The organism is Devosia polycyclovorans (assembly GCF_042181575.1).
GTDB lineage: Bacteria > Pseudomonadota > Alphaproteobacteria > Rhizobiales > Devosiaceae > Devosia > Devosia polycyclovorans.
In genome coordinates this window covers 2,713,976-2,727,635 of record NZ_CP170082.1, presented here as the reverse complement: position 1 = coordinate 2,727,635, position 13,660 = coordinate 2,713,976, and the positions used below count along the sequence as shown (strand labels likewise).

Sequence of the window (13,660 nt, the reverse complement as noted above, 5' to 3'; positions counted from 1 at the left end):
CATGGGTAGGCGCGGCTGGCTGGCACTGCTCTTCGGCCTGACGGTCATTGTCGGTCTGACGCTATTGCGGGCGGCCGATCCTTATCCGGTGCAGGTCGCGCGCGAGACCACCTTCGACCTGTTCCAGCAGTTGCGTCCTCGCGAAGTGCAGGCCGACCTGCCTATCCGCATCGTGGATATCGATGAGACCTCACTTGCGCACATTGGGCAGTGGCCCTGGCCGCGTTCCACCATGGCAGACCTTTCCAACCGTTTGACCGAATTGGGCGCTACGGCTGTCGTGTTCGATCTACTTTTCAGTGAGCCGGATCGACTTTCTCCAATGGCGACGATCTCCCGAGGTGAGAACTACGACACCACCTTCGCTTCCGCTCTCTCCTTGGGCCCGACTGTACTGAGCCTGTCACAAAGCGGTCGCGCGGCGGTTACCGATCTGGCGCCAAAGTCCGGCCTGGCCATGACCGGCGAGGACCCATTGGCCCAGGTGCCGCAATTGGGCGGCGCAGCACAACCGCTGCCTGTGCTGTCTGAGGCCGCTCGCGGCCTCGGCGTTGCCAGCCTGGACCGTGAAGGGGCAGGGGTGGCGCGCCGCCTGCCCATGCTGTGGCGCAATGGCGACTCGGTACTGCCATCGCTTTCTGTCGAGGCGCTGCGGGTGGCTCTGGGCGTCTCGACGCTTGTTGTCATTGGAAACAATGCCGGGGCAGGGACCGTCGAGCAATTGCGCATTGGCGATTTCGCCGTGCCCACCGGCCCCAGCGGCGATATCTGGCTCTATTTTCGGCACCTGCCCCAGGACATCTATCTACCCGCGCGCGACCTGTTGGCGGACGGCTACCGGGACCTTGCGCCACAGATCGCCGGGCACATCGTGCTGATTGGCGCATCGGCGAGTGGGTTGTTCGACATCCGGGCCAGTGCATTGGGGACTGCAGTGCCAGGCGTTTCTATTCACGCCCAGGCCCTCGAACAAATGCTGACCGGCGTCTTCCTTGATCGAGCTGACTGGGTTGGCGGCCTGGAAATGGCGCTCTTTGCGCTGGCCGGTCTGCTGATTGTCCTTGCGGTTATTTTCACCGGTCCGATTGTGGGGCTAGTTGTCTCGTTGACAATCGCCGGCCTGCTGCTCGCGACAAGCTGGTGGGCCTTCTCCCAACCGCGCTTGCTGATCGATCCCAGTTTCGCCCTGCTCGGGGCGTTGCTGCTCTATGCTGCAATGGCCTTCTTCCGCTTCGCCGTCACCGATGCGGATCGCCGCCGTATCCGTCGGGCCTTCGCCCACTATGTCGAGCCTTCGCTCCTGACGCGTATCGAGGCCGATGCGCGCCTGCTCGAACTCGGCGGAGATTTGCGGGATCTGACAGTCATGTTTTCGGATGTGCGCAATTTCTCGGCCTTGGCAGAACGCACGACGCCGGCTGGATTGGTGGACATCCTCAACCGCCTCTTTGCCGCCCTGGGCCAGGCCATTGTCAATGAAAAGGGCACCATCGACAAATTCATGGGCGATGCCGTCATGGCCTTCTGGAATGCCCCGGTCGATGTTGACCGGCACGCCGAGCGCGCTTGCCTGGCTGCGCTTGCCATGCGCGAAGCCCTTCACCGGCTCAACGCCTCTGCTGAGGAACCGATTGCGATCGGCATAGGCATCGCCACCGGTCCTGCACTCGTGGGTAATGTGGGCTTCGAACGGCGCTTCGACTATTCCTGCATCGGCGACACCGTAAATATCGCCAGCCGGATCGAGGGCGCCTGTCGCGCAGTGGCACACGATATCCTGGTCACCCAGGAAACAGCCGCAGCGGTACCCGACCTTGCCCTGTTGCCCGCCGGCGCCATCGAGCTCAAGGGTAAGAGCGGCCGCGAACCGATTTACATTCTCGTAGGCGACGCATCGATGCGCCGCAGCCCTTCATTCGCGGCATTGGCAGCCGCCCATGCGCAACTGCTTTCCGACCTGGCCTCCTGCAACGATTACCAGCGCGCCCTGGACAATTGTCGGCGCGAGGCGTTGGCCGTCGATGCGCGCCTGGGACCCTTCTACGACGCATGTTTGATGCGGGCTGAAGACTTCAGAGAAGCCACCACCCCGGCAGCAAGCTAGACGCGGCCCAGGCCCATCACCACCATGGCGCCGAGCACCAGCGCGCCAATAATCCAGATAGCGCCGGCCAGAAGCGAAAAACCCTCGATGAAGTCCAGTCCAGCGTCTTCTTCGTGATCCATACAATCCTCCCTCGCGGTCCCCTGGACCGCCCTCGGAGAGTGAGTGTAGTGCATTTTGCGGCCACGTCGAGACTCGGCAACCGCAACATTGCCGATCATGGACGCCGTGGTCGGCCTTTCGGAGTGAAACGTGAGCGACCGCTGAATTGACCTGAACCTCGCGCACGCGCCCTGCAATGAATCCCTGCATCAGGGACAGCGTCAAAGCTCTGGGACTTTCGGCCCCACACCCGCCCAATTGGCTTTTTTTTGTGTTCTGGTTTGTTCACACCCGGTGCAAAAACGGGGTTGCACTAAACACCCGGAATCTCTATGTCTCCGCGCAGTCGGGGCGTAGCGCAGCCTGGTAGCGCATTTGTCTGGGGGACAAAGGGTCGTCGGTTCAAATCCGGCCGCTCCGACCATTCACTCTAGAGCGACTATCTGGGGCCAAGGGCGGCCCCACGCCCAAAGCCGGAGCCGGCCATGCCGCTACAGGTGAGCGACCTGGATAACGCCATCCCGCTGTGGGACGAACTGACCGGTGCTGAGGCCCGGCTCATCAATCACTCCGAAAATCACACATTCCTGTTTTGCGCGCCTCATGGCGAAGCATACTGCCTGCGGGTCCATCGGCCAGATTACCAGAGCACTGCCAATATCGAGAGTGAGTTGGACTGGCTTGAGGCGCTCCACAAGCAGACCGACCTTATCATTCCCGAGCCAATTGGCGGCAGCAACGGAAAACTCTTGCAGAACTTCTCTACCGCGGCGGGTGAGACGCATCATGCGGTGTTGTTTCATTTTATCGCCGGACACGAACCAACGCCGGAAAGCAATCTGGTCGAGCTATTCTCAGTGCTGGGCGATTATGCAGCCCGATTGCACGAGCACGCCATAGGCTGGAAGCGTCCCCTGGCATTCGAGCGTCAGGCCTGGACTGCCGAGGCCATTCTGGACCCCGACGGGTTGTGGGGCGATTGGCGCGTCGCACCCGGCGTGACTGCGGACATCCACGCTGTTCTGGATCGCGCGCAATCCCTGCTCAGGCGCCGCCTGGCAGACTATGGCACGGGCACGGACCGCTACGGCCTTATCCATGCTGATATGCGGCTGGGCAATCTGCTTGTCGATGGTGATCAGGTGTGCCTGATTGACTTCGACGATTGCGGGCTATGCTGGTTCGGCTACGACTTTGCTGCTGCTATTTCATTTCACGAGACGCATAAAGCGGTGCCCGCGCTCAAGGCAGCGTGGCTCGAAGCCTACCAGGCCACCCGGCCGCTTTCGGCCCTCGACGTTGAAATGCTCGATTCCATGGTCCTGCTTCGCCGTATGGCTCTTCTGGCCTGGATCGGGTCGCATATCGAGACCGGCCTGGCACAAACCCACGTCAATGGTTTTGCGCAGGGGACCGCAGACCTGGCTCAGCGTTATTTGCGCGGACCGATCTGGCCCTAGCGGTCGTCCGGTCCGCAGCTCTGGCTGGCAAGCGCCGCGGTGGTGGTTCGGTCATGCCAGCATGCGAGCAGGTGAATCCCCAGATCAGGCCGAACATGAGCCACATCTGTCGCCAGTGCTCGCCCTCATGCAGTGAGGCTCCCAGGATGATGCCGACCACGGAGGCGAGCAAGGCGAGACTGATTTCGTTGCCTGTCCGCCGGTAGTTGCGGATAGTCACGAAAACGCTGCCCGTGACCAGAGAAAGCCAGGCGATGCCTCCCGTCCAGCCGTAGTTGACGAAGGAACTGAGCCAGACATTGTGAATGGGTTCGGGAAATATCTTCTCAAGCTGCAGCACGCCCACGCCTATTGGATCCTGAATGATCATGGGGATGACCAGGAGATAGCGGCTGTAGCGGCCTTCCTCACCCAGATCATAGGATTTGGCAAAGGTCAGCCGGTCCAGGAGCTTGGCCGTGAACTCCGCTGAGGTCACGCTGGCTATACCCAACAGCAGCAGCGCACTCGCTACGATGCCGCTCGCTATCAGAATCAGCCGGCGCGGGCTCTTCCGGTTCTGAAAGGCGATATAGGCGAACAGGCACACCATGGCACCGACCACCGCAATTCGCGAGAAGGACAGGAGGATGCCGAGCATGATGATGCCCATGGCTGCCGTCACCACCAACTTGTGCCGGGTCCGCGGCAGATAGTAGGCGCAGAATACTGCGGCCGGGATCAGGAATGTGCCATACATATTGGGGTCGTCGATGAGACCCTTGGCGCGGCCGTCCCAAGTCAGGATCGGGTGCTGGGTCAGAAAGCCGGCGGTGCCGAGCAGGGCTCCGATAATGGCAGAGACGATATAGACCTTCATGAAGGTCTCGAAATGCCGGCGGTGCCAGCTCATGGACACGAAGGCGCCAATGATGCCGATCGCGATGGCGAAGGTTTTCGAGACAAGCTCGAAGATCACCCCTTCTTCACTCAGATGCGGCAGCGAGGCTATTATGCTCGAGCCTAGCCAGGCGGCTGCCAGCAGCGAAAGTACCAGGGCACGGCGCGATACTTCGATCCGTTCCTGCAAGGCTATGTGCACGAGCGTGATAAGGAAGGCGAGCACGTAGAGCAGGTCGACCGGCGAAGGTCGGAAGAGCGTGAAATTCATCGCCAGAATGGCAATCAGGAACACAAAATTGCGCGTCGAGAACACCGCAAATCGCAGTCCCGACAGGCTGATCTGCATGCCTCGATTGTCGGATACGTCGCCGGCCATGCTCATGGCGCAAATCCATATCCCAGAATCACGTCCAGCGTTCCAAGCCCCTCGCAATCAGGCGCTCCGGAAATGAACGACTGGCCACTTGAGGCGCGGCAGCGATGCACCGGCACCGTCCCGGCGTGTCCGGAAGCCAGAAGCCAGCCCGCCGTGCGGCCATCTTCCATACCCTGCTGAGCACAATGTCCTTCTTGGGCCAGCATATTGCTCGCGGTCGCTGACGAGGCGGATGAGCATTCCACCAGTTTCACGCTGGCAGCACTGTCCGAGGCGCGCGTCAGCGCATAGGCGACTGTTGTTTCGAAATCATAAGCGCGCCCGTTGCCGACGACGGGTCCGGTAGCCGACACAAAGCGGTCCGTCTCGGGATCACGCCAGCGGCTGAGTGCAATCCCTACCTGGGCCAAATCCGGCCCGGCATCGGTAGATAGCGCAACCTCACGCTGCACAAGGTACCGGCTCTCAAAGCCCGCGCCCGCTGGGATGAACACATAGGTCAACATGAACTGGTTGCCCAGGTCGTTTCCGCCCCTCTCAGGGTTCACGAGGGAGGCATAGACCGATAGGTCCGTTGGGGCAGGGCGGCTCCATTCCGCTGCATCGATCGGCACCAGGGGCTCGTCTAAATCGACAAAATTCACCATGTCGGGCGACAGGGACAGGCGCAGTCCGCCAAACCAAGGGTCGGTCGCGACGGCAGCGATCCAGCCCTCATCCACCAGGTAGCCTGCCCCGGTGCCCACAAACCCGATATCGGTCGCCGCCCCGCCAAGTCCTGGCTCGCGCCAGGCGCCCTCATGATATTTGCGCCAATCCGTCAAAAGCCTCGTGGGGGCCCGCGCGACGATTGTCTGCCAGTCTGTATTGCGCAGGCAATATGCGTAAAGAAAGCCGTCGTGACCGTCCACCAGCGAGCAATCACCTTCGCCGGTGATGCGGTCGGGCAGGGGGCTGTCGGTGCCGGCAATTACGGTGCCGAGGTCGGTCCAGGTGAGGCCATCGTCCGTCGACGTCGCAATCGCCATGGTCTTGTCGGTTCTCCCGACATCGTAGTCGCACATCCGTTCCTGATGAACGAAGCCGACAAGCGCACCCTCACTCCGGACAGTTGATGTCAGCCAGCGGCCGCAGTCGTTGATGCTCCCGGGTTCGCCCGGTTCCAGCACAGCACGGCGCGGGCCACCCATATCCGGCAGGCTGGCGCCGTCCACAGCATAGGTCGCGCCATTGGCACTGAACCCGCGAAACGTTCCGTCCGGTAGCCTGATCGCCGCAAAGGTTGCATCCAGCTCGTCTGGAAAGGGGCCGCGCACGACTAGCGGGGGGCCAACACGGACGCTGATACAGTCAACGCAGATATCACCCTGCGACTGCGCAGGCATGGCCAAAGCCGAGAAGGCAAGCAGTCCGGCGAAGCGCAACGCAATGGAACGGGTCATCCGGCTAGTAGGCGTTCTCGGACGTGAAGAGCCTGAGCGGCGTCATCACCACGATGTAGAGGTCGAACAGGATCGACCAGTGCTCGATGTAGTAGAGATCGTGGTTCACGCGCTGCATGATCTTGTCGATCGTATCTGTTTCCCCGCGCCAGCCATTGATCTGGGCCCAGCCGGTCATGCCCGGTTTGACGCGATGGCGGGCGAAATAGCCTTCCACGGCTTCGTAGTAGAGCTGGTTCGCCGCTTTGGCCTGAAGCGCATGCGGCCGGGGGCCGACAATGGAGAGCTCGCCCTTGAGCACGTTGAACAACTGTGGCAATTCATCGATCGAGGTGCGGCGGATGAACTTGCCCACTTTGGTCACCCTCGGATCGTCCTTGGTCACCAGCTTGGCAGCCGCTGCGTCGAGCATATCGGTCCGCATCGAGCGGAACTTGTAGATGCGGATCAATTCGTTGTTGAAGCCATGGCGGTGCTGCACGAAGAACACCGGCCCCTTGCTTTCCAGCTTGATGGCGATGGCCGCGATGATCATCACAGGCGAAAGCAGAACAAGGGCCGTCAGCGCGACAACCTTGTCGAACACCCACTTGAATATGAGGTTCCAGTCCGAAATCGGGCGGTCCGCCATGTCCAGAACGGGCAGTTCGCCGACATAAGAATAGGCCTTCTCGGTAAAGCGCAGCTTGCTCATATGCGCCGAAAGCCGGATGTCGACCGGCAGCACCCAGAGTTGGGTCAGCATGTCCAAAACGCGCTTTTCGGCCGATAGCGGCATCGAGACAATGACGAGGTCGACAGGCGTGCGCCGCGCGAACTCGATAAGGTCGGAAACCTTGCCCAGCTTCTCATAGCCCGAAACGACATCGGGCGACCGTTCGCCGATGCGGTCATCGAAAAGCCCGAGCAGATTGATGTCCTTGTCCGCGCCAGACTGGATTTGTTCGATCAACACTGCCGCATCCGCGCCGCCGCCCACAATGACTGTGCGCCGCTTGAGACGGCCTTGCCCGGTCCAGCGCAGGACGAGGCCACGCAGAATCTGTCGATATACGATCAGCAGGGCAGCGCCGGAGAGGAACCAGCTTAGCAGCCAGACGCGCGAGACCATGTCGCCTGCCTTGAAGAAGAACAGTCCCACGGTCAGGACGAGCATCACGACAAGCCAGGCGCCAAGAACGCGTCCGATCTGGGAAATGCGCGTGCGATAGGCGCTGATGCGATGGGCCCGCACGGCATTGAAGGCAATATTGGCAACCAGCACGCTGGCCAGGATGACCGGAATATAGAACCCGTCCTGCCGTGGTTCCACATAAGCGAGGTGGATGCCATAGCCCAATATGGCCAGCAGCCCAGCCTCGATGATTTGGGCGGCGCCGGCAATGATCGCGCCCGACAGGGTCCGGTCCACAGGGGCCGCAATGATACGCTCGGCGCCGTCGGACAGCCGCACTCTGTCCGAAGCATCCGTGCGGGACGCATGGTCCTCAATGGCCTTTTTGGGATCGACGCGATACATGACGCAAACCGGCACCTTCTGATTGTGACCGGTATGGTTAGGGCGCAGACCTTTATACTCGGTGAAGCCCGAGGGGGCAGTCCGGTGAAATTCCCTAAGGGTTACTGCAAGGTTGCCTCGAGATAGAGCTGCTCTATCTGCCCTGCCATCCGCTCCACAGAAAACCCTGCGACGATGTGATCGAGCCGCTTGTGCATTTCGGCATTGGCCCCTTCAGGATCGGCAAGAACGCGCGTCATCGCCTCCGCCAACCGCTCCGCATTGTTCGGCTCGATCAGGCTGGTCGCGGTTGGGCCGAAGATCTCCGCGATACCACCGACGCGGGTGGCAATGACCGGCAGCTGCGCCGCGGCCGCCTCCATCACCACATAGGGCAGGGATTCAGCCAGCGAAGGCACCACGGCACAACGGCCGCGTGCGAACACGCTGCGCGCCGGCTTCGACCCGACCAGTTCAACCCTGCCCCCGATTCCCAATTGAGCAATTCTCTCTTCCAGGGCGGCCCGGTCAGGACCATCACCGGCCATCACCAGTCGTGCCGGCCGGCCGTCGGGGCGCACCACTTTGGCCAGGGCCTCCACGAGTGGAAAAATGCCCTTGAGTGCCCGCAATTCGCCCACAAACACAAAGTCTGCGGCGTCCGCCCGAGGAACGACAGCCTCAAACTCTTCCTGGCGCAGGCCGTTGTGGATTACGCTCGATTGGCAGGTCGGTTTGCCGATGAGTTTTGAATAGGTGTTCTGCGCATAGGCGCTTTCAAAGATGATGGCCTCGGTGCGGCCCATCAACTGGCGCTCGATGCTGTGGAACAGGCGGCCCGATGCCTTGTCTGCCGGAAAGTGCAGCACCCCGCCATGCGGCGTATAGAAAACATTGACCTTGCGACGCCCATAGCTGGCAAGGCGCGCATAGAACCCGCCCTTGGCCCCGTGCCCATGCAGGATGTCGGCCTTGAGGCGCCGGGCCAATGCCGCCACGGCAAAGGGCGTTTTCAGGTCGCCGCGCCCGAACTGACGCGGCATGGGAAACCGGTGGATCCCCAGTGCACTGTGCTGTTCGAGCGCACCAAGCAGCGTTTCAGTCTGCGCATCGTTGGCAACGCTGTCGACTATCAAGCCGACTTCATGTCCCTTGTTCGCCAGGTAGTGAGTCAGGTCCGAGACATGGCGAAACAATCCGCCGACGGGAGCGCGCAGCACCTGCAGAATGCGCAGTCCATCGGGCTTGTTCACTAGAACCAGCGCTCCTGCACCACGATCGTGTCGCCGGGATAGATCGGGAAGTCGAGATCCACGGCACCCCTGACCATCTCATTGCCCTGGCGTCGATAGACAAGGGCGCGATTGCGATCTGCCGTCTCGGTGTATCCACCGGCGGTGCTGATGGCCGCACGGACCGTCATGCCGTAAACATAGGGAAACTGCCCAGCCGTCTTGATTTCGCCCTGGATGTAGAAGGGCCGATACTGATCCACTTCCACTGCCACATCGGGATTGCGCATATAGCCATTGGCCAGCGCCCGGGCGAGCCTTTGGGCCGCGACCTCTGTAGTGGTGCCGCGCACCGGAACCGGACCGACCAGCGGGAAGGCAATCGCCCCCTTGTCGTCGACCTTGTAGGTGTTGCTCAACTCGGCATCGCCGTAGACAGCAACCCGTACGATATCGCCGGTGTCGAGCTGATAGGGCCCCTTGGTGTCAACTAGGTAGGTCGCGGGCCGCGTCGTAGCGCAACCCGCAAGCACCAGCGACATGACAACGGCGATAAATGGTAGCCAGCGCATAGCAATCCTGAGCTCTAGAATTGCCAGCAGTCTGGTCTGTCATGGTTAAGAATTCGCTTATGGCGCGATCTTTGCCTCGCGGGTCGCAAGCCTGGTTAACTCAATGTTGACCATGACTGGCGTAGGTCTACGACAATACCGAGGGCAGGTCATGACGTACGAACAACAGCATCTAGACGACACGCGGATCGATGTCGGGGCTCTGTTTTCCGCTATCATTCGCAGTTTGCCCCGTATCCTGCTGATTACGCTGGGCCTGCTGGTCGCGACCTTCGTGGTGCTCCTGTTTCAGCCGCGCATGTACGATTCGACCTCCGCCATTCTGGTGGAGCCCCGGTCCAGCCCCTATGTCCGCGCCTCCAACGAACAGGCGCCCTCCGTGTCCGGTAATGAGGTCGGTGTGGTGTCGAGCCAGATCGAACTGCTGAAGTCCCGTGACACATTGCTTGGGGTCATAGATGCGCTGGATCTGCGCTCGGTTTCCGAGTTCAACGGCTCGTCCTCCGGTTTCTCGCCTGTCGCCATGATCATGCAGATCGCGGGCCGGCGTGCTGCGACACCGGATAGCATCGACGAGACGGTCCTGAAGTCCTTGTATGACCGCCTTGATGTGAGACAGGAGCGCGATTCCCGGATTATTTCGGTCACTGTCAGTACCACAGACCCCGCACTTTCAGCGCGCATTGCCAATGCAGTGGCCTCTGCTCATGTGGCGCGCCGGGCCCAGCTTTCAATTTCGGACACGGCCGATGCGTCCGGGTGGCTGCGTGAGGAGATCGATCGGCTGCGGGTGTCCGTTCAGGAGGCCGAATCGGCCGTTGCCAATTTCCGGGTAGAGAACGATCTGTTCACCGGTCAGAACAACACCAGCCTGCTCGATCAGGAACTGTCCAATGTTTCGGCCCAGATTACCGCGGCGCAGGAACGCAAGAATACTGCCCAGTCGCGTGCCGCGTTGATCCGCGGCCTGATCGAGCGCAACCAGCCGATTGAGGGTGTCGCCGACGTACGCGACTCAGTCGTTATTCAGCGCCTCAGTGAAGAAAAGGCGCGCCTGCAGGGCGAACGGGCCCAGCGATCCGCTACTATGCTGGCCAACCATCCGTCCATCCGCGCACTCAACGCCCAGATCGCTGAGCTCGATAATCAGATCAGTCTGGAAGGCACGCGTGTCGCCGCCGCCCTCGAAGCAGAAGCGCAGATCGAAGCCAGTCTGGCCGCCTCCCTTCAGGCTGATTTGGCACGGGCCAAATCCAGCGCGTCCCTGGCCACGCGGGAAACCGTGACCCTTGATGGTCTGGAGCGTGAAGCCAAGGCGCAACGCGATCTGCTTGAGGCCTATCTGCTGCGCTTCAACGAAGCCTCGTCGCGCGTCGATACCAATTCGGCGCTCCCCGACGTTCGAGTCGTGTCGGAAGCTGCGCCTTCAGTGACGCCGGCCTCGCCCAATACATCGTTCATCATGCTCGCAGTCGCTATTGTGTCCGTGCTGGTGCAGGTCGGAGCTGTAGCCTTTGGCGAGCTGATGTCTGGTCGCGCGCTCGCACCGGTCGCGCAGCGGCCTCTGACCAGCGATGAACTCGACGAAGCGCCGTTTCACCCCGATGAACTGGAACCCGAACAGCGCTGGGACGAAGAGGAGCAACCTGCAGCTGTTGTTTCGGGAGATCGCCACGCCCCGGAAGATCATCACGGGCGCGACGTCGACCTCGCCGACGCTGTCGATGAACTTGATGAGTTGAGCGATCTCGACGCCGACTTGAGTCATGCGAGCCTGGCCCATGACGATTACGCCGTTGTCGACGCAGACCAGGTTCCGGCATCTCGAACTGTGGCGATGGACCCCTTTGAGGAAGATCGCGCGGGTCAGCCGGCGGCTTCGCCCGATGCAGCCAGTCAGTTCATTCGCGACCTGGCCGTAGCAACGTCCGGGGAGCGGGCCGAGTCTGAGGCCGCCATCTCTCCCGATCTATCGGCGCAAGAGCCAGTCATGCCATCTGCGCCTTCTGCCACCCATGCGGGGGAAGGGCCGAGAACGACGCCCCGCGATTCCCATAGCCCGCGTCGTGCGTCCGCAGTGATCCGGTCGTCGGATCTTGTCTCGGATCTCGTTCTGGGCCGGACGCATCTCCTCCTCTTGGCAGACCACTATTCTGGTCAGGCAAGCAGGACCATGGCCGAAGACCTGGTTGGCGACGCCATTTCCAGGGGGCTGAGTGTTGCCCTGATTGACGCTGGAACCGGCCTGCGCACTGCAGAGGTTGGCATCAGTGATCTGAGCAGCGGAGAGGCCGGCTTTGGCGATGTCGTGCAGAAGTCGGCTGACAACGGATTTGCCGAGGTGACTTGGGGTACACGGCCAGGCATCGACAATCGCTCCACCCGTCCTGCTACCCTGGTCGAGGCTCTGGGCGACATCTATGAAGTTGTCGTCGTCCTCACGGGCAGGGTGGGCGGTGCCTCGACCCTGGATATGTTCGTCGAACTGGGAGGACGTGTTGTGCTCGTCGCCGACACCGAGACCGAGTTCGAGAGCGCAGAACAGGCGCGCCAGGAACTCCGGGAGGCTGGGCTGCAACAGGTAGAGATCGCCGCTTTGGCAGAGCCGGTGGCGGCCTGAGCGCGAACCCGGTCGTGTCGCTAAAATACACCGCCATTCGAGCCGCCTTCGAACTGCTCTGGCTGACGGGCATGCCAGCCCTGTTCCGGCTGCTTTCCCGCTCGCGCGGGGTCATACTGACCTTGCATCGGGTCTTGCCTGAGTCACCGGCAGACTTTTCGCCCAATGCTATTCTGCAGGTCCGGCCAGACTTTCTCGACTATTGCCTCGAGCGGCTCCGCGATCTCGGCATCGATATCGTTACTCTGGACGAAGCACTGGAGCGGCTGGCCTCACCCAGGAAAGGTCGTCAATTTGTCGTTCTGACCTTTGATGATGCTTATCGTGACAATTTGCAGCACGCGCTGCCCATCCTGCGGGCGCACGAGGCGCCCTTCACGCTCTATGTGCCGACCGCATTCGTCGATGGCATCGGGCAGCTTTGGTGGCAGGCAATCGAGGACATTATCGCCCGGCAAGACGCGGTCGCCTTCTCTGAAGATGGCCAGACCGAATACGTCGATACCCGGACACTCGCCCAGAAGCAGGAGGCGTTCGAGCGTCTCTACTGGCGCATGCGCAAGTTGCCCGAGGCGGAGCGGTTGGCGCTGTTGGAGGCGTTCACCAGTGCCTATGGCTATGATCTGCAGCGACAGTGCCGAGAGCTGATTATGGACTGGCCGGAACTACGGCTGGTCGCCGGCGATCCGCTCTGCACCATAGGCGCCCATACGGTCCATCACTTTGAACTCGCCAAGCTAACGGCCGAGCACGCTCGCAACGAGATGTTCCAGTCGGTCGAGATCATTGAGGCCCAGTTCGGCATTCGTCCGGCCCACTTTTCCTATCCGCTGGGTGGACCGCTGTCTTGCGGGCCTCGGGAGTTCGCCTTGGCGCAGGAGCTCGGCTTCCGCACCGCGGTGACCACTCGACCCGGCGGCCTTTACCCGCATCATCTGCAGCAGTTGACCGCACTGCCGCGCGTGTCTCTTAATGGCTACTTCCAGCAGCGGCGCTATGTCGATGTCTTCGCCAGTGGCGGCCTGTTCACGCAACTTGGCAGGATAATGCGCTAAGTCCCTGAAGAGACTCGACTCAAGGGTTGTCTTCAGCGCTGGCGTCAGGCTTTGCCATCCACTTGATCAACGGCATGGCCGGCAGCATCCAACCCATGCCAGCAATGATGAAGAAGCCGATCAGCACCAGCCCCGGCAGGCCTTCGGGCAACAGTAGATAGACCCATGTCGCCAGAACCGACCATAGGATAATTGACCCCACCAGAAGGAAGGCGCCGATCAATTTGCGGTTGCGCTGGGTCATGTGCGGCATCTGGCCTATTGCGGGACAATGAGCACGGGATTACCACTCCCGCACCTTTGCCGAAACCGGAAAC

11 protein-coding genes and 1 tRNA gene are annotated in these 13,660 nt (G+C 61.3%); 5 read left to right on the top strand and 7 right to left on the bottom strand.

The window, feature by feature from the left end:
• The first annotated feature begins 1 nt into the window (after nt 1).
• On the top strand, nt 2–2,104 hold the full coding sequence (locus ACE4RL_RS13720) for a CHASE2 domain-containing protein (RefSeq protein WP_375597677.1): 2,103 nt from the start codon (nt 2–4) through the stop codon (nt 2,102–2,104).
• Here ACE4RL_RS13720 and ACE4RL_RS13715 read toward each other — a convergent pair.
• Nucleotides 2,101–2,226 carry a hypothetical protein gene (locus ACE4RL_RS13715; RefSeq protein ID WP_375597676.1) on the bottom strand — a complete coding sequence of 42 codons (126 nt, stop codon included), beginning with the start codon at nt 2,224–2,226 and terminating at the stop codon, nt 2,101–2,103. The genes ACE4RL_RS13720 and ACE4RL_RS13715 overlap by 4 nt on opposite strands.
• A 327-nt stretch (nt 2,227–2,553) precedes the next feature.
• On the opposite strand from ACE4RL_RS13715, the gene ACE4RL_RS13710 reads away from it, so the two are divergent.
• Together ACE4RL_RS13710 and ACE4RL_RS13705 are read left to right on the top strand one after the other, a co-directional pair.
• Nucleotides 2,554–2,630 (top strand) — tRNA-Pro (locus ACE4RL_RS13710).
• 61 nt (nt 2,631–2,691) lie between these two features.
• On the top strand, nt 2,692–3,666 hold the full coding sequence (locus ACE4RL_RS13705) for a phosphotransferase enzyme family protein (protein WP_375597675.1): 975 nt from the start codon (nt 2,692–2,694) through the stop codon (nt 3,664–3,666).
• Here ACE4RL_RS13705 and ACE4RL_RS13700 read toward each other — a convergent pair.
• The 5 genes from ACE4RL_RS13700 to ACE4RL_RS13680 form a co-directional block, all read right to left on the bottom strand.
• Nucleotides 3,599–4,930, bottom strand: coding sequence for an O-antigen ligase family protein (locus tag ACE4RL_RS13700; protein WP_375597674.1), 1,332 nt, complete (start codon nt 4,928–4,930; stop codon nt 3,599–3,601). The genes ACE4RL_RS13705 and ACE4RL_RS13700 overlap by 68 nt on opposite strands.
• The gene (locus tag ACE4RL_RS13695) at nt 4,927–6,366 is read right to left on the bottom strand and encodes a hypothetical protein (protein WP_375597673.1); all 1,440 of its coding nucleotides are present in this window, start codon (nt 6,364–6,366) and stop codon (nt 4,927–4,929) included. Before ACE4RL_RS13695 ends, ACE4RL_RS13700 begins: the two co-directional genes overlap by 4 nt.
• A 4-nt stretch (nt 6,367–6,370) precedes the next feature.
• The gene (locus tag ACE4RL_RS13690) at nt 6,371–7,885 is read right to left on the bottom strand and encodes an undecaprenyl-phosphate glucose phosphotransferase (protein ID WP_375597672.1); all 1,515 of its coding nucleotides are present in this window, start codon (nt 7,883–7,885) and stop codon (nt 6,371–6,373) included.
• Between the two features lie 101 nt (nt 7,886–7,986).
• Nucleotides 7,987–9,117, bottom strand: a complete 1,131-nt coding sequence (locus ACE4RL_RS13685; protein WP_375597671.1) for a glycosyltransferase — start codon at nt 9,115–9,117, stop codon at nt 7,987–7,989.
• Entirely contained in the window at nt 9,117–9,668 is a 552-nt protein-coding gene (locus ACE4RL_RS13680; protein ID WP_375597670.1) for a polysaccharide biosynthesis/export family protein, read from the bottom strand. The genes ACE4RL_RS13685 and ACE4RL_RS13680 overlap by 1 nt, the downstream gene beginning before the upstream one ends.
• Nucleotides 9,669–9,819: 151 nt before the next feature.
• Between ACE4RL_RS13680 and ACE4RL_RS13675 the strand changes: the two genes are divergently transcribed.
• A complete protein-coding gene (locus ACE4RL_RS13675; protein ID WP_375597669.1) occupies nt 9,820–12,288 on the top strand; it encodes a GumC family protein in 2,469 nt (822 codons plus the stop codon).
• A 14-nt stretch (nt 12,289–12,302) separates the two neighbouring features.
• On the top strand, nt 12,303–13,343 hold the full coding sequence (locus ACE4RL_RS13670; RefSeq protein WP_375597668.1) for a polysaccharide deacetylase family protein: 1,041 nt from the start codon (nt 12,303–12,305) through the stop codon (nt 13,341–13,343).
• Nucleotides 13,344–13,362: 19 nt separating this feature from the next.
• Here ACE4RL_RS13670 and ACE4RL_RS13665 read toward each other — a convergent pair whose 3' ends face one another.
• A complete protein-coding gene (locus tag ACE4RL_RS13665; protein ID WP_375597667.1) occupies nt 13,363–13,587 on the bottom strand; it encodes a DUF2842 domain-containing protein in 225 nt (74 codons plus the stop codon).
• Between the last annotated feature and the right edge of the window lie 73 nt (nt 13,588–13,660).

Coding starts and splice junctions, on each gene's coding strand:
- ACE4RL_RS13720 (WP_375597677.1), top strand. CDS start 2: ATGGGTAGGCGCGGCTGGCTGGCACTGCTCTTCGGCCTGACGGTCATT.
- ACE4RL_RS13715 (WP_375597676.1), bottom strand. CDS start 2,226: ATGGATCACGAAGAAGACGCTGGACTGGACTTCATCGAGGGTTTTTCG.
- ACE4RL_RS13705 (WP_375597675.1), top strand. CDS start 2,692: ATGCCGCTACAGGTGAGCGACCTGGATAACGCCATCCCGCTGTGGGAC.
- ACE4RL_RS13700 (WP_375597674.1), bottom strand. CDS start 4,930: ATGAGCATGGCCGGCGACGTATCCGACAATCGAGGCATGCAGATCAGC.
- ACE4RL_RS13695 (WP_375597673.1), bottom strand. CDS start 6,366: ATGACCCGTTCCATTGCGTTGCGCTTCGCCGGACTGCTTGCCTTCTCG.
- ACE4RL_RS13690 (WP_375597672.1), bottom strand. CDS start 7,885: ATGTATCGCGTCGATCCCAAAAAGGCCATTGAGGACCATGCGTCCCGC.
- ACE4RL_RS13680 (WP_375597670.1), bottom strand. CDS start 9,668: ATGCGCTGGCTACCATTTATCGCCGTTGTCATGTCGCTGGTGCTTGCG.
- ACE4RL_RS13675 (WP_375597669.1), top strand. CDS start 9,820: ATGACGTACGAACAACAGCATCTAGACGACACGCGGATCGATGTCGGG.
- ACE4RL_RS13665 (WP_375597667.1), bottom strand. CDS start 13,587: ATGACCCAGCGCAACCGCAAATTGATCGGCGCCTTCCTTCTGGTGGGG.